General features: G+C 48.5%; 16 protein-coding genes. 11 read left to right on the forward strand and 5 right to left on the reverse strand.

The genetic code is table 11. The features are described 5' to 3' along the window. Nucleotides 1-26: 26 nt before the first annotated feature. The 3 genes from serB to Q8K39_RS10835 all read left to right on the forward strand — a co-directional run bounded on the left by serB (nt 27) and on the right by Q8K39_RS10835 (nt 3,441). A complete protein-coding gene (serB, locus tag Q8K39_RS10825) occupies nt 27-875 on the forward strand; it encodes a phosphoserine phosphatase SerB (RefSeq protein WP_305260070.1) in 849 nt (282 codons plus the stop codon). Between the two features lie 169 nt (nt 876-1,044). Beyond that, the gene (locus Q8K39_RS10830) at nt 1,045-2,112 is read left to right on the forward strand and encodes a phosphotransferase (RefSeq protein ID WP_305260071.1); all 1,068 of its coding nucleotides are present in this window, start codon (nt 1,045-1,047) and stop codon (nt 2,110-2,112) included. A gap of 69 nt (nt 2,113-2,181) precedes the next feature. Then, nucleotides 2,182-3,441 carry an acyl-CoA dehydrogenase family protein gene (locus tag Q8K39_RS10835; protein WP_305260073.1) on the forward strand — a complete coding sequence of 420 codons (1,260 nt, stop codon included), beginning with the start codon at nt 2,182-2,184 and terminating at the stop codon, nt 3,439-3,441. A gap of 245 nt (nt 3,442-3,686) precedes the next feature. Here Q8K39_RS10835 and Q8K39_RS10840 read toward each other — a convergent pair whose 3' ends face one another. Continuing rightward, complete coding sequence (locus Q8K39_RS10840; RefSeq protein WP_305260074.1) at nt 3,687-4,544, reverse strand: DMT family transporter; 858 nt, start codon at nt 4,542-4,544, stop codon at nt 3,687-3,689. A gap of 167 nt (nt 4,545-4,711) precedes the next feature. Here Q8K39_RS10840 and Q8K39_RS10845 point away from each other — a divergent pair, with 167 nt between their 5' ends. From Q8K39_RS10845 to Q8K39_RS10875, 7 genes are all read left to right on the forward strand, one after another. Then, the gene (locus tag Q8K39_RS10845) at nt 4,712-5,404 is read left to right on the forward strand and encodes a glutathione binding-like protein (protein ID WP_305260075.1); all 693 of its coding nucleotides are present in this window, start codon (nt 4,712-4,714) and stop codon (nt 5,402-5,404) included. Nucleotides 5,405-5,471: 67 nt separating this feature from the next. Beyond that, nucleotides 5,472-6,698, forward strand: coding sequence for a DUF2863 family protein (locus Q8K39_RS10850; RefSeq protein WP_305260076.1), 1,227 nt, complete (start codon nt 5,472-5,474; stop codon nt 6,696-6,698). 32 nt (nt 6,699-6,730) lie between these two features. Beyond that, nucleotides 6,731-7,261 carry a GNAT family N-acetyltransferase gene (locus tag Q8K39_RS10855; protein WP_305260077.1) on the forward strand — a complete coding sequence of 177 codons (531 nt, stop codon included), beginning with the start codon at nt 6,731-6,733 and terminating at the stop codon, nt 7,259-7,261. A 134-nt stretch (nt 7,262-7,395) separates the two neighbouring features. After that, complete coding sequence (locus Q8K39_RS10860) at nt 7,396-8,586, forward strand: acyl-CoA dehydrogenase family protein (protein ID WP_186951330.1); 1,191 nt, start codon at nt 7,396-7,398, stop codon at nt 8,584-8,586. Nucleotides 8,587-8,596: 10 nt separating this feature from the next. Next, nucleotides 8,597-9,736 (forward strand): acyl-CoA dehydrogenase family protein, encoded by a 1,140-nt coding sequence (locus Q8K39_RS10865; RefSeq protein WP_305260079.1) that lies wholly within the window; start codon nt 8,597-8,599, stop codon nt 9,734-9,736. Nucleotides 9,737-9,813: 77 nt separating this feature from the next. Further along, entirely contained in the window at nt 9,814-10,275 is a 462-nt protein-coding gene (locus Q8K39_RS10870) for a MaoC family dehydratase (RefSeq protein ID WP_305260080.1), read from the forward strand. Between the two features lie 16 nt (nt 10,276-10,291). After that, on the forward strand, nt 10,292-10,744 hold the full coding sequence (locus Q8K39_RS10875; RefSeq protein WP_305260082.1) for a MaoC family dehydratase: 453 nt from the start codon (nt 10,292-10,294) through the stop codon (nt 10,742-10,744). Between the two features lie 136 nt (nt 10,745-10,880). Here Q8K39_RS10875 and Q8K39_RS10880 read toward each other — a convergent pair whose 3' ends face one another. The 4 genes from Q8K39_RS10880 to Q8K39_RS10895 form a co-directional block, all read right to left on the reverse strand. Beyond that, entirely contained in the window at nt 10,881-11,441 is a 561-nt protein-coding gene (locus Q8K39_RS10880) for an HNH endonuclease (RefSeq protein WP_186951326.1), read from the reverse strand. 180 nt (nt 11,442-11,621) lie between these two features. Beyond that, on the reverse strand, nt 11,622-11,855 hold the full coding sequence (locus tag Q8K39_RS10885) for a hypothetical protein (RefSeq protein ID WP_305260084.1): 234 nt from the start codon (nt 11,853-11,855) through the stop codon (nt 11,622-11,624). A gap of 457 nt (nt 11,856-12,312) precedes the next feature. Beyond that, the gene (locus tag Q8K39_RS10890; protein WP_305260086.1) at nt 12,313-12,576 is read right to left on the reverse strand and encodes a hypothetical protein; all 264 of its coding nucleotides are present in this window, start codon (nt 12,574-12,576) and stop codon (nt 12,313-12,315) included. 142 nt (nt 12,577-12,718) lie between these two features. Then, nucleotides 12,719-13,672, reverse strand: a complete 954-nt coding sequence (locus Q8K39_RS10895) for a YafY family protein (RefSeq protein ID WP_305260088.1) — start codon at nt 13,670-13,672, stop codon at nt 12,719-12,721. Nucleotides 13,673-13,771: 99 nt separating this feature from the next. On the opposite strand from Q8K39_RS10895, the gene Q8K39_RS10900 reads away from it, so the two are divergent. Then, nucleotides 13,772-14,269, forward strand: coding sequence for a DUF1579 domain-containing protein (locus Q8K39_RS10900; protein ID WP_186951322.1), 498 nt, complete (start codon nt 13,772-13,774; stop codon nt 14,267-14,269). The last annotated feature ends 352 nt before the right edge of the window (nt 14,270-14,621 follow it).

Consider the following 14,621-nt stretch of genomic DNA (forward strand, 5'->3'; position numbering starts at 1 on the left):
AAATAAGTGAATAAAAAGAGACGACCATGCATTTGACCATACAAGGCTTGAACAACACGCTCAGCAATAACACTGCACTCATCCAGAATATCGCCAGCCAGACCAAGGCAAAACTGGTGCAACTGAATGCCCAGGCAGTGCGCCTCGATGATGCCGAATGTGATGAGCAGGCTTTGAGCTCAATACGCGAACGCTGCTTCGCTGCCCAACTTGATGTCACGGCTCTGGACAAGCAACTGACTCTGGCAGATTTCAAGCTGGTCGCCATGGACATGGATTCAACCCTGATCACCATAGAATGCATCGATGAAATCGCTGACATGCAGGGTTTGAAACCGCAAGTGGCAGAAATTACCGAGGCCGCCATGCGTGGTGAGCTGGAGTTCCAGGAAAGCCTGACCCGTCGCGTCGCCTTGCTCAAAGGTCTCGATGCCAGTGCCCTGCAACGTGTATATGACGAACGACTGCAATTGTCTTTGGGCGCAGACCAGATGCTAAATATCATACAGCAAGCCGGTCTCAAGACTTTGCTGGTATCCGGCGGTTTTACTTTCTTCACCGACCGCATGAAATCACGCCTGAATCTGGATTACACCCACTCCAATGTACTTGAAATCCAGGATGGCAAACTGACCGGTAAAGTCATCGGCACCATCGTTGACGCCGATGAAAAACAGAGAACCGTGGAACGCGTCTGTAATGAGATGGGTATTTCCACCAACCAAGCCATCGTCATGGGTGACGGTGCGAATGACTTAAAGATGATGAAAATTTCTGGTTTGTCAGTCGCATTCAGGGCCAAGCCCGTAGTGCGCACACAGGCAGACGTGGCCTTGAATTTTGTGGGGTTGGATGGAGTGTTGAATCTGCTGTAAGCAGCCTCCCAATCAAAAACACGCAACACATCACTAGCAGGTTCCCCCACAACTCAAATAATAGTACGAACGTTCTATTATTTGAGTTAGAATAGTTTTAGCTCATCCAGCACATCCACCCGTGCCAGGAGTAAGATCATACTAAAACTGAAACAATTGGGAGACACCGATGTTTGAAGAATTCATGGGTACCATGCCAGTGGCCGAGCGTCAAAAATTTGATGTGGCGGCACTGGCAGACTATATGCGTCAGCATGTTGAGGGTTTTGACGCTGCGCTGGCAGACAAGCTGGTGGTCGAGCAATTCAAGGGGGGGCAGTCCAACCCCACTTTCAAACTCAGTGCGGGCGAGCAGCGCTATGTCTTGCGTGCCAAACCTGGCCCAGTCGCCAAGCTGCTGCCTTCTGCCCATGCCATAGAACGTGAATTCAAGGTCATGAATGCCTTGAACAAGGCGGGCTTCCCTGCCGCTCGACAATATGCCTTGTGTGCCGATGAAGATGTCATAGGCCGCGCCTTTTACGTCATGGAATTTGTTGATGGCCGCGTGCTTTGGGATCAATCGCTGCCTGGTATGACGCCAGCTCAGCGCGGCGAAATCTATGACGAAATGAATCGCGTCATCGCGCAATTGCACACCGTCGACTACACCGCCATCGGTCTGGCCGACTACGGCAAGCCTGGCAACTACTTTGCCCGTCAGATAGACCGCTGGACCAAGCAATATCGCGCTTCCGAGACTGAAAAGATAGAAGCGATGGACAATCTTATTGAGTGGCTGCCACACAATATCCCGCCTGGTGATGACACCAGCATCGTGCACGGCGATTACCGTCTCGACAATATGATGTTCCACCCGACTGAGCCACGCATCATGGCGATACTGGATTGGGAACTGTCAACACTGGGCCACCCCCTGGCTGATTTTTCTTATCATTGCATGAGCTGGCATGTCACGCCTGGTCAGTTCCGTGGCATTGCCGGTCTTGATCACAAGGCATTGGGCATCCCGAATGAGCAGGAATACATTGCCAAGTATTGCGAACGCACAGGTAAAACCATACGCCAGGAAGATTTCAATTTTTATCTGGCCTACAACCTGTTCCGCATGGCCGGGATTTTGCAAGGCATCATGAAACGCTATGTTGATGGCACGGCATCCAGCGCCCAGGCAAAGAAATCAGGCGAAGCAGCACGCCCCATGGCTGAACTGGGCTGGAGCTACGCTAAAAAGTAATCATCTATTCAGACGGCACATTTTCTCAGTTCCAAAACAACGCAAAACGACAATACCATTGGAGACAATATGGAATTCGAATACTCAGATCGCTGTAAAGATTTGCAAGGCAGGCTATTGCGTTTCATGGATGAACATATTTATCCTAATGAAAAGGCCTATAAGGAAGAAATTGACCGCAATGGTCTGGAAAAAGGCAATCGCTGGATCGCCACCCAGATTATCGAAGATTTAAAGCCAAAAGCACGTGCGCAAGGTTTGTGGAATTTATTCCTGCCAAAATCAGTGCGTGCGCCAGAAGGTTTGTCGAATCTGGATTACGCGCCACTATGCGAAATCATGGGACGTGTAAGCTGGGCACCAGAAGTATTCAACTGTTCTGCACCTGACACCGGCAATATGGAAACCATAGAGCGCTATGGTAGTGAGGAACACAAAAAGCAATGGCTGGAGCCACTCTTGCGCGGCGAAATCCGCTCTGCCTTTGCCATGACCGAACCTGGGGTTGCCTCATCTGACGCCACCAATATAGAAACCCGCATAGACCGCGATGGCGATGACTATGTCATCAATGGCCATAAGTGGTGGATTTCCGGCGCTGGTGACCCGCGCTGTGCCGTGTATATATTGATGGGCAAGACTGATTTCAATGCTGCGCGCCACTCACAACAATCGATGATACTGGTGGATGCCAAAACTCCCGGCATTACCGTAGTCCGCCCTCTTCCCGTTTTTGGTTACGACGATGCACCACATGGTCATTGCGAAATCCTGTTTGAAAACGTGCGTGTACCTGCATCGAATATTCTTTTAGGTGAAGGCCGGGGTTTTGAGATTGCCCAGGGGCGCCTTGGCCCTGGGCGCATCCATCACTGCATGCGTGCCATCGGTGTCGCAGAAAGAGCGCTGGAATTAATGTGCAAACGTCTGAACAGCCGCACCGCCTTTGGCAAGAAAATCTCAGAACAAAGTATCTGGCGTGAGCGCATTGCCGAATCGCGCATACAAATCGACACGGCACGTCTGCTGACACTAAAGGCGGCTTACATGATGGATACTGTAGGCAACAAGCATGCACAGGCAGAGATTGCCATGATCAAGGTATTGGCACCCAATGTCACACAGCAAGTGCTGGACTGGGCCATACAGGCGCATGGTGCTGGCGGTGTTTCTGGCGACTTCCCGCTGGCAGCGCAATGGGCTGGCAATCGTACTTTACGTCTGGCAGATGGCCCGGACGAAGTGCACAGGAATGCGATAGCCAAGCTGGAACTGGCCAAGCACATCAGCCTGACGGAAGACCTGGGTTTGCCAATTACCCGTTCCTAAGCAAATAAGTCTGAATTGAGTCTGTGCGCAATTCGATAACAACATGAGTTGCGCACTACTATACTCTTGATATTATTTGGTACGAAGAATCACATTAACGGATTTTTGTACACCAATGCCCCTGGCAAAGACAAAACGCTCATGGCAGGTTTTTCACCTACATTAACTCCTGATCCGTTGTTAATAATTGCCAAAAAGATACATAGGGCGGGAAAGACTGAGGCAGAGCTAAGCTGCCAACAAAATTAGTGCGCCTGATGCTGATAACTGGCATAAACGGTGGCTGCCATGATGATGGAAGCACCAGCCAATTCAAACATTCCCGGTGTTTCTCGCAAAAACAGGTATGCCAGCAACATGCCATACACCGGCTCTAGCGAAGTCATGATGCTGGCAAAACTGGTGGATAAATGACGCAAACTGAACATGAACAAGCCATGGGATAAAGCTGTAAACACCGCACCCAGCAAGATCAATCCCGACCAGGTTTGTGCGCTGTTGCCTGCCAGATCGCCTGTCAGTAACACCAAAGGCAGAAGTAAAACCGCGGCCACTCCATTTTGCAGAAATGCCAGTTTAAATGCAGGAATATGACTGCCCTGCCAGCGATTCACCATCGCCAGTAAAGCGAAACTGAACCCGGATAATATCCCCAGTCCCAAAGCATGGAGCGCACCATCCTCCCATGAAGTGGCGCTGACCATCACCACCATACCAACAACTACAAATATAGCAGCCCAGGCATCGCGTGCCCGCCTCTGATCTTTAAAAAACCAGGGTTCAAGCAATGCCACAAATATAGGAAAGCTGGCAAAACCCATCAAACCAAAAGCAACTGGAGCAAAATTGAGTGAGGCAAAAAAAGTCAGCCAGTGTATAGCCAGCAAAAAACCACAAAGGACAACGCCCTTTGAAATATCGCGAAAATGCAATTGTCGCTGATAAGTTAGCACAGGTATAAGGCACAAGGCTGCAAACAATGTCCGCCCAAATACCAGCATTAAGGAGCTGACAGCCAGCGACTTGCCCAGCACGCCAGCAGCGCCGAATAAAAATACCGCAATATGCAGGGCGAATAAAGCAGGCAGCGCGGTCTTTTTCATATGAGTTTTATGCTTGCCGAGTATTGAGTATAAAGCCGAAGTATAAAGCGTTGATGCAACATGTCAGATGAGTGTGTGATGGTTTTATTGCGGATTAAAGCGCAAACGCATGAATCTATGCATAATGGATACTTGCTGTTTTCATCAACCCACTAAAGAGGGAAGCAATGATAGACGTTTATTCCTGGCCGACACCAAACGGACACAAAGTACACATCATGCTGGAAGAATGCGGCTTGCCTTACCGCGTCATTCCAGTTGATATTGGCGCTGGCGACCAATTCAAAGCTGATTTTCTGGCGATATCACCAAATAACAAGATACCTGCCATCGTCGATGCCGACGGCCCCGATGGCAAACCTATCGCCCTGTTTGAATCTGGTGCGATCCTGATTTATCTTGCAGGCAAAACTGGCTTATTTCTTGGAAAAACCGACAGGGAAAAATATGAAGCACTGCAATGGCTGATGTTCCAGATGGGCAGTGTTGGCCCTATGCTGGGTCAGGCCCATCATTTCCGCATGTATGCTCCCGAAAAGATTGAATATGCCGTTGACCGCTATACCAACGAAACGAAACGCATCTACGGTGTTATTGATAAACAGTTGGAAAAAACCACTTATCTGGCAGGTGAGGAATATGGTATCGCTGACATCGCCACTTTCCCGTGGACACGCTCATTTACAAATCAAGGTGTAGACTGGGTAGAATTCCCTAACGCCAAGCGCTGGTTTGATGCCATCAGCCAACGTCCTGCTGTACAACGTGGCGTGCAAGTATTGGCAGACTTGCGCAAACCTCTCGACAATGACAAGGCAAGAGAAGTTTTGTTTGGAAAAACACAGTACGCAAAGAAATAAACTCATTCACCGGGGGTAAAGCCAATTACCGTTACAATGGGCTTCACCCCCTCAACACTATTTCAGTATGCGTCGCCCTATAAAAAGAAATCGCCTCAAACTCGCCGCTGAAAGCCAGCGCGTCGCTAATCTTGCGCTTGCTGTTGCACAATCGGCCAGCCGTGTGGAAGACCTGGACTGGCAAGCCAAACTGGACGCACTGGTAACGAAGAGCCTAAGACAACACCATCAGGATATGCTGGAGTCAGCAACTGAGCATCTGTTCCAGACGCATCCAAATGGCTATGAAGTACTGACCGAAACACTGGAGTCAGTCAGTACCTGCACCCAGTTTGAACATGATGGACAGTCTTATACCAGCTTGCTGATTGCTGCCCCCATACTGGCTTGGACGCGTTTTGAAATTGCCTCGGGCAGTGTACCTGCCGAAGCACTGAGTACATTGCACACGCAATTGAATGCCCATTTGCTGGCGGATGAAGCAAGGCTGCGCTTACTGCCGGGTTTGTACTCGATAGATCAATTACCGCGCAGCCATGTAGAAACCTATGCCTTGCTTGAACGTCATAGTCTGGCTTTGTTAAAAAATGCGCCCGCACCAACAGAAGCCGAGCGCGCACCTACTATTCCTTTTTTGGCTGATATACGTTATGTACTCGGAGTTCTGGTAGTCAAAAAAGATGCCCCACTCTTCCAGTGGCAAACCATAGATGCGCCCTACGATTGCGCACAAGCCAAAAGTGATGCCTTGTTGCAATGGCAGTTACAGACAGACGCGACCATTAAACGTTTGTTACCTGGATGTGGCATAGAAATTTTATTACCAGAAGCCTATTACACGGCCTGCCGTGAAGCAGATATCAAGATACGCCCTGCAACCATACGCTCTGCCATGTTCTATCTGGCCCAGACATTGGGCAAAGAAGCCGACCAGTTCACTGTCATCATTGCGTCTTTTGGCGAGCAGGAAAATCCAGGGCAAATCGACGAATACCGCATCAGCTTTTGCCTGCGCGACGCGCCTGAAGTTATCTATGGTGTAGTCTGGCCGCTGTACCAGGCAGAGGACCAGATCATAGCGGTCAATCTGGATGAAAACGAGCAGCTTGCAGGCGAAATCCCAGGCATTTTGCAAGAATGCGGTGTCACGGACATTATTCAACTGGAAGAAATTTTTGCCATGGAATTCTGCGATGACTGCGGCACACCACTATTTGCAGACAGGGATAGCGACCTGGTTCATACCGAAATGCCAGATGATGCGCCGACACCGGGTGCAACTCACTTTCACTAAGCGTCGAAATTTGTTTGGTTTGGTGGTGATAGATGACGACAACAGGCAGCCGAGCACATAACAGCGAACAAACCATCTCTGAAACAGACTCTGATTTTCACTTCAGAGATGGTTTGACTACTGACGCACTAGCCATTAGCCAATTGATCTCCCAGTTTGCTCCGGATTTTTGGGTCAATCCAGATGGGAGCGGTGCAGATTTATTTCTGCAATCAGTATCAGAATCTGCAGAATTTTCTTATCTCACTGATTCACGCTATCATTTCATTCTTGCATGGCACGGTGAAACGCTGGCTGGGTTCATCGCTATGCGCGACCTTCGTCATCTGTTTCACCTGTTCGTCAATCCATCATTTCAGAGGCAAAAACTGGCAAGCACCCTATGGCAGCACGCCCGTCAATATGCTGCCGCACAAGGGCATGCAGGCAGTTTCACTGTCAATTCTTCCTTGAATGCTATCCCTGTATATGAGCGCTTTGGTTTTCAGGCTAAAGACGAAGTAGTAGAAATGCATGGCATTGCCTTCTTGTCCATGCAAACGCCCATAGCCCATCATCTGTAACAAGTTTTTACTACTCAAACGCCACCTGCCAATTTTGCTTGGCACAATTGCGAAAATCCGTTGTACAATTGGTTTTGAACGGTCGTGCTTTTTTCTTTATTTGCCTGCTGCGACCATTATAAACAGGAGACAACATGGATTTGAACTATACGGCAGAAGACCTTGCCTTCCGGGACGAGGTACGCACCTACCTGGAAGCCAATCTTCCACAAGACCTGCAGCAAAAAGTATTGAATCATAAACGCCTGTCCAGAGAAGACTTTGTTCGCTGGCACAAGATATTGGCCAAACAGGGTTGGGTAGCCACAGGCTGGCCAGCAGAATATGGTGGCACAGGCTGGACAGCAACCCAGCGCCATATCTTTGAAGAAGAATGTGCCCGGGCTGGCACACCCGCAATCCTGCCCTTTGGCGTGAATATGGTGGCCCCCGTCATCATGGCCTTTGGCAACCAGACACAAAAAGACTATTACCTGCCGCGCATATTGAGCTGCGAAGACTGGTGGTGCCAGGGTTACTCAGAACCAGGTTCAGGCTCTGACCTTGCATCCCTGAAGACCCGCGCCGAGCGCGAAGGCGACCACTACATCGTCAACGGTCAGAAAACCTGGACCACCCTCGCCCAGCATGCAGACATGATTTTCTGTCTGGTGCGTACCGACACTGGTGTGCGCAAGCAAGAAGGCATTTCCTTCCTGCTGATAGACATGAAAACGCCGGGCATTACCGTACGCCCCATCATCATGCTGGATGAAGATCATGAAGTGAATGAAGTATTCTTCGACAATGTCAAAGTCCCAGTAGAGAATTTGATAGGTGAAGAAAACAAGGGCTGGACTTATGCCAAATACTTGCTTGGCCATGAGCGTACGAATATCGCTGCCGTTGGACGTGCCAAACGCGAATTGCAATTCCTTAAACGCATAGCTGCCAAACATCAAAAGAATGGCCTGCCACTGATTGACGATGCCGTTTATGCCAGCAAGGTTGCCAGTCTGGAAGTGGAATTGATGGCACTGGAAATCACTGTACTGCGCGTCATTTCGCAAGACAGTGGCCGTCCTGGCCCAGAAGCATCCCTGCTCAAGATCAAGGGGACAGAAATCCAGCAAAGGCTTACGGAGTTGATGGTGGAAGCAGTCGGCCCCTATGGACTGCCGTTTGATCCTGCCTTCCTCGAAGGTGAGACTGAACATAGCATAGTCGGCGACGATGATGCTGCACCGCTGGCACCGTATTACTTCAATTTCCGCAAGACTTCCATTTATGGTGGCTCTAACGAAATTCAGAAAAATATCATCACCCAGATGATCCTGGGTCTGTGAGGAGAGCAAAATGGATTTTAACTTAACACAAGAACAAACACAGTTTGCTGATGCCTTGCGTCGCTGGGTAGAAAAAGACTACGGCTTTGAACAGCGTAAGCAGATCATAGAATCGGCCGAAGGTGTATCTGCAAAAGCGTGGGCTGGCCTGACAGATCTGGGGGCACTAGCCCTACCCATTCCTGAAGAACAGGGTGGCTTTAATGGTTCGGCCATCGACATGCTGGTCATCATGCAGGAACTGGGCCGCGGTATTGTTATCGAACCCTACTTTGCCACTGTCATGGGTGCAGAGTTTTTGAAAAAATCCGGCAAACACGTGGATGTACTTGAGCAAATCGCTGGTGGCGAAGCCAAGCTGGCAAATGCACTGGGCGAAAGACAATCACGCTATGACCTGTTTGACATTGCCACCACTTCCAGTAAAACTGCCGACGGTTTTGCCATCAATGGCAGCAAGACTGTGGTGCTGCACGGTGCCCAGGCAGATAAACTGATCGTCTCAACACGTAGCAGTGGAGCGCAGCGCGATACAAATGGCATCAGCCTGTTTATCGTCGATGCCAATGCAGAAGGTATCAGCCGTCACGATTACCGTACCATCGATGGTTATCGTGCTGCTGATATTACGTTCAGCAATGTGCAAGTCAGCCAGGATGCACTGCTAAGTACAGTGGATGGCGGCTGGGAATTGCTGGATGCGGTGGCCGACTATGGCGTTACCCTGCTGTGCGCAGAATCCATAGGCATAATGGAAGCAATTACGGCAGCCACCCTTGATTATCTGAAAACCCGTCAGCAATTTGGCGTGCCTATCGGCAAGTTCCAGGTCTTGCAACATCGCATGGCAGAAATGTTCATGGAAATGGAACAAGCCCGTTCGATGGCGACACTGGCTGCAGTCAAGATAGCCTCTGATGATGTAGAAGAACGCCGCCGTACAGTATCTGCCGCCAAGGCCAGGGTAGGCCAGGCCGCCAAATACATAGGCCAGCAAGCCGTGCAATTGCATGGTGGCATGGGTGTCACCAATGAACTGCCGGTGGCGCACATGTTCAAGCGACTGACCACGATAGAGCTGACACTGGGTGACACCGATCATCACCTGGCCAGATTTGTGGCACAACCCGGCTTTAAAAGCGCAGCCTGATTGCTGTAGAAAAATCCCGACTGTGTTCGGGATTTTTTTTGCCTTTTAAAACAATAAGTAAACAACGAGGAAACACTATGAGCATCAAAACAGATCGCTGGTATTTCGAAGACTTTGTTCCCGGCACAGTCATAGAACTGGGACAGCGTATAGTAACGGAAGAAGAAATCATCAGCTTTGCAAAGCAATTCGACCCGCAATCTTTTCATGTCGATAAAGAAGTAGCAAGTCACTCCATCTTTGGCGGCGTGATCGCCAGCGGCTGGCATACCTGCGGCATGATCATGCGCATGGTGGTAGATGGATTCCTGGCCAATTCAAGCAGCATGGGCTCACCTGGCGTTGATGAGATTCGCTGGATACTGCCAGTGCGCCCTGGTGATATTCTGAGTGTTACAGCCGAGACCACGGGTAGCAAACCCTCGGCCTCAAAACCAGACCGGGGTGTCATCAATACCCTGTGGAAAGCTTATAACCAGGAAGGCAAGCTGGTTTGCACGATTGCTGGCATGGGAATGTTTGGCCGCCGTCCAGGTTAAAAAACGAGGAGACAAAATGAGAGAATTCAATAGCCTTGCAGAATTAAAAGACTTGATAGGTAAGGAAGTTGCCCACTCTGAATGGGTAGAAATCAGTCAAGAAAGGGTGAACACTTTTGCTGATGCCACAGGTGATCACCAGTGGATACATATTGATGTAGAAAGAGCCAAACTTGAATCCCCATTTGGCGGGCCGATTGCGCATGGTTTTTTGACTTTATCCTTGTTACCCATGCTGGTTGCTAATGCCATCAAACTCACTTACGTCAAAATGGGCGTGAACTATGGTCTCAACAAGGTTCGCTTCCCCTCCCCTGTTCCTGTTGGTAGCAAGCTGCGCGCAGGTTTGAAATTACTGGAAATCGAAGATATCAAGGATGGCGCCCAATTCACCTGGGAGGTCACGATAGAACGTGAGGGCCAAGATAAGCCAGTCTGTGTGGCAGAATCCATTTCACGTTGCTACTAAGCCTGGTCAAGCAAAGACTTGGGCAGGCAGTTACCACGAAATACATAAGTTGAAAGAATGCAGTCAAACTGCATTCTTCGAATTTAGACATGGAAGACATGAATCCATCAATACGGCAAGATCCATGCTTGGCTCACTACAGCAAGCGACTATGTCTGGGTAATTTTGCAGACAGATACTCTAACTGGTCAGCAATCACATTCCTGCCACTTAAAATGAAGTGCTCGAAACGGCAAGGTGCATAAGGTACATAGATCAAAGGCTTGAAGTCATGCACGAATTTGTCGCCTTTTGCATGATTACAATCTTTGCAGGCAGTCACACAATTTTCCCAGACATCTTTTCCACCGCGTGAGGTTGGCAAAATATGATCACGTGAGAGCTCCTGATAAGGGAAGGTCTCACCGCAATATGCACAGATATGCCTGTCCCTGGCATACAGCAGCCTGTTACCATCGCCCAAAGGGATGTGGTGACGGCTGTTTTTTGACATGCGTTCACTATTACGTATAGAGATAATAGGTTTGATGAAAATCCTGGATTGTTCACCATCCTTGTTATAGCCACCGCGCAGCATGAAGACCTGATCACCAATATCCCATGCCACTTTTTTAGCAGCGTAATGAGTCGCAGCGTCGTTCTGACTTATCCAGTCATACGGCACTCCAGCTATATCCAAAACCAATATTTGTTGCATACATCACCTGTTTGTATGGGATGTTTTTCCAATTTGGGAAGACGGACTGATAAAACTCGCTGCACATGACATCGACATGCGACTAAAAACTACGGCAATCTACTCTTCATTGTAGACAGGAATTGCTGATGCTGTAAGGCATGATTGTTTTAATTTTCACGACTAAACGTCTATCGCCGTTTAACGACGTTTTTTCCATGAATATTCAGGCCCAGCATCAGCAACACCTGCATGGCCGACTGAATCCGGGTTTTCACAAGACATGGTGATATGGCGAATAGCTGCACCCTGACGCTGCTCTGCACGCAAAGATTCGGTGAACTGCAATGCATCCACCATGCGGTCATTGGCAAACTCTCTGGCGCATGCCTGCTCTTGTCCATCATTTGAGATGGACCAATAAATCATAAACATAATTTTCTATTTTTCTTGTTTTTATAGGATGACAAATTACATACTTCGACCTGCCATGGATATTTTTCTCGATTAATGAGTTATCCATGTTCGAAAGTATAGGCCTCATCGCAAAATGAAGCGCACCAGCATGTTAAAAATGACCTGATCTCAAGTCATTTTTAACATGTTGCAAATATCACAAAATATTCACAGTATATCCCTTGCCGCGACATGCTACGAACATGCCTTGGCAAGGCCTATCAATACATCTTCCCGAACTGTTAAAGAATCCCGTGTTATCCGGCGTTTTCCGGCACGACCGCCAATCGGCGGGTTTTACTACTGGGTTTTTAAAAAGCACCTGTCAAAGCAGGAATTTTAAAAACCATAAAAGGCAAAAAGCCCGGAGCTTTAATGGCATCCGGGCTTTTCAGCTCTCGATTCAGTAAGCAGCTTCTTGTCTGCTTTTCTGATTTCAAGGGTTAGCACCCCGAATGTCCATCATGATCGTCATGTGAAATGCCAGCTCCCAGCCGCCATTCTGGTCGCAAAAGTCTGGAGCGACCTTACTGTTCATCAAGGGCGCAGAAATAGTCTCGGCAAAAAAACTATCCGCGGCGGCATCAGTCAGATCATCTACTTCATTTGTCTCCATCCCCTTGCCCAGCAAACGCCCTGCCTGCGCCGCGAGGCTAAAGCTTGTTTGATTCAGCGAATGATAAGTGTTCCGAGTATTCATATATTTGTTACTTTGAAATTTTTTTATTTTTCACCATGCTATGGTGGCATAGCTTTCTGCAAATAACAAGTCTTTATAAGAATAATTTCTTCATTTAAAGAGGAAATTATATTGTGCGTAGCGTTCATACTAGATTTTTTGACTAACAGCAAGTTAATAAATGATTCGCCAATTTCCTGATCTCTTCCTGCAATTGCGCAGGCTTTCGAATTTCGAAATCAAAAGGCAAGGAAGCCAGCTGTCTTGCAAACCAGCTTAAATCTTCTGACTGGTTGTATAGCAATACTCCTTCAACAGCATGCTCCAGCACTGCAATGGCATCAGACAGATGCTTGCGCGCGCTATTCATATCTGTTTTCAACAAAACTTCCACACTATAGGTTCGTGGAATCGTCGCGACAGCACTACGCAAATAACTGAGCACGCTGAAATTGGCAGGAGTACCAAAATGGCGGCTCAGCAATTCGATATGCAGTAGTCTGTCCAGCCTGAAGCTACGTATATCTCGTCGTAAATGGCAAAAGCCGACGAAATACCAGAATGCGGCATGAAAGGCCAGACCGTAAACATCGACCGATCTTTCGCTTTCCACTTCATTTGCACCGCGATATCGAACATGGATGGATTGCTTATGTACGACAGCATGACTCAGCCTCGCTAATACCTCCCTGTTCGCTGGGGTTGTTGCTGACTGAAGATTGAGCTCTACCGCTGCATCTGAAGTCGCCAGTCTTTGCCTGATTTGCTCAGGCAAGATTCTTTGCAGTTTTGCCCTTGCACTCTCTATTGATGAAGCGACATCCAACAGCTTCATCTGGCGAGCGGCCGATAGTGCAATGGAGATAGCAAATCCCTCTTCTTCATTAAACATCATGGGAGGTAATTTAAAACCCGGCATGATGGAATAACCGCCGTGACGCCCCCTCAGAGTCATGATGGGTATGCCCATTTCTTCTAGTGTGACGATGTAGCGACGCAGACTGCGCCGGTCGATATCCAGCATCTGCGCTAGGTCGCCGCCACTAACTTGCCCATGGTTTTGCAAGAGCTCCAGCAAAGCCAGTACACGTGTGGTTGGATGATAGCTTTGAGGCATAGGCCAAGTTTACTCATTTAATAGGATATATTATGCCCTATATATTCATTATCCTTAGAGTCATTGGCTCAACCGGAGCATATCTACCAAGGAGAAAACATGAATTCAACAAACAAGTCCACCCAGGTTTCTGGCATCGGCGATTTTGATTTTTTTATCGGTAACTGGCAGGTGAAGCATCGTCGCTTAAAGGAGCGACTCGCCAATTGCCATGAATGGCTGGAGTTTAGAGGCAATACCTCGGTCGTCAAAATCCTGGGCGGCGCGGGCAATATGGATGACAACCTCCTTGACATGCCAGATGGAGCCTACCGTGCTGCCACTGTGCGTGCATTTGACGCTGATAAAGGTATATGGTCTATATGGTGGCTAGATGGCCGCTATCCTACGCATCTGGATGTGCCTATGCAGGGTCGGTTTACGAATTGTATTGGTGAGTTTTATGCTGACGATACATTTGCTGGTCACACAATACGAGTGCGTTTTTTATGGAGTATTCCAAGCGCAGATCAACCGCGCTGGGAGCAGGCTTTCTCAGTTGATGGTGGCGTCACATGGGAAACCAATTGGGTCATGGATTTTACAAGGGAATCATAGGCAGGCAAACACAACATCACCGCCTTATTCAATACGAATGCTCGGCGATAGCGGTAGTGGAAGTGGGCGGGAGATTCCTTACTCTATGCCCCCATTACCTGCAAGTCAGTTCTTCAGTCAAAGCAAGCATGCGTCCTCATACAAACGTCGTGCAACGTCCTCTCCTGCAAACATCCACAATTGAATTCTACTGAATTGCTGCTCATCTCAAAGGGTAATTGGCTCGTTAAGCAAGCGCCTCCCTATACTAGCACCATGCAATTTGTCGTCAAAAATGTAATAGAAGAATAAATTTTCACCTAAAGTAATTCAATTTAAATATGAGCAAGCGCAAGGCAGACCGTCCCAGCAG

Source organism: Undibacterium sp., from assembly GCF_030683615.1.
Lineage (GTDB): Bacteria > Pseudomonadota > Gammaproteobacteria > Burkholderiales > Burkholderiaceae_D > Undibacterium > Undibacterium umbellatum.

What these genes read in the sequence shown, in the direction of transcription:
- serB (WP_305260070.1), top strand. Translation starts at nt 27, where the DNA reads ATGCATTTGACCATACAAGGCTTGAACAACACGCTCAGCAATAACACT.
- Q8K39_RS10830 (WP_305260071.1), top strand. Translation starts at nt 1,045, where the DNA reads ATGTTTGAAGAATTCATGGGTACCATGCCAGTGGCCGAGCGTCAAAAA.
- Q8K39_RS10835 (WP_305260073.1), top strand. Translation starts at nt 2,182, where the DNA reads ATGGAATTCGAATACTCAGATCGCTGTAAAGATTTGCAAGGCAGGCTA.
- Q8K39_RS10840 (WP_305260074.1), bottom strand. Translation starts at nt 4,544, where the DNA reads ATGAAAAAGACCGCGCTGCCTGCTTTATTCGCCCTGCATATTGCGGTA.
- Q8K39_RS10845 (WP_305260075.1), top strand. Translation starts at nt 4,712, where the DNA reads ATGATAGACGTTTATTCCTGGCCGACACCAAACGGACACAAAGTACAC.
- Q8K39_RS10850 (WP_305260076.1), top strand. Translation starts at nt 5,472, where the DNA reads ATGCGTCGCCCTATAAAAAGAAATCGCCTCAAACTCGCCGCTGAAAGC.
- Q8K39_RS10855 (WP_305260077.1), top strand. Translation starts at nt 6,731, where the DNA reads ATGACGACAACAGGCAGCCGAGCACATAACAGCGAACAAACCATCTCT.
- Q8K39_RS10860 (WP_186951330.1), top strand. Translation starts at nt 7,396, where the DNA reads ATGGATTTGAACTATACGGCAGAAGACCTTGCCTTCCGGGACGAGGTA.
- Q8K39_RS10865 (WP_305260079.1), top strand. Translation starts at nt 8,597, where the DNA reads ATGGATTTTAACTTAACACAAGAACAAACACAGTTTGCTGATGCCTTG.
- Q8K39_RS10870 (WP_305260080.1), top strand. Translation starts at nt 9,814, where the DNA reads ATGAGCATCAAAACAGATCGCTGGTATTTCGAAGACTTTGTTCCCGGC.
- Q8K39_RS10875 (WP_305260082.1), top strand. Translation starts at nt 10,292, where the DNA reads ATGAGAGAATTCAATAGCCTTGCAGAATTAAAAGACTTGATAGGTAAG.
- Q8K39_RS10880 (WP_186951326.1), bottom strand. Translation starts at nt 11,441, where the DNA reads ATGCAACAAATATTGGTTTTGGATATAGCTGGAGTGCCGTATGACTGG.
- Q8K39_RS10885 (WP_305260084.1), bottom strand. Translation starts at nt 11,855, where the DNA reads ATGTTTATGATTTATTGGTCCATCTCAAATGATGGACAAGAGCAGGCA.
- Q8K39_RS10890 (WP_305260086.1), bottom strand. Translation starts at nt 12,576, where the DNA reads ATGAATACTCGGAACACTTATCATTCGCTGAATCAAACAAGCTTTAGC.
- Q8K39_RS10895 (WP_305260088.1), bottom strand. Translation starts at nt 13,672, where the DNA reads ATGCCTCAAAGCTATCATCCAACCACACGTGTACTGGCTTTGCTGGAG.
- Q8K39_RS10900 (WP_186951322.1), top strand. Translation starts at nt 13,772, where the DNA reads ATGAATTCAACAAACAAGTCCACCCAGGTTTCTGGCATCGGCGATTTT.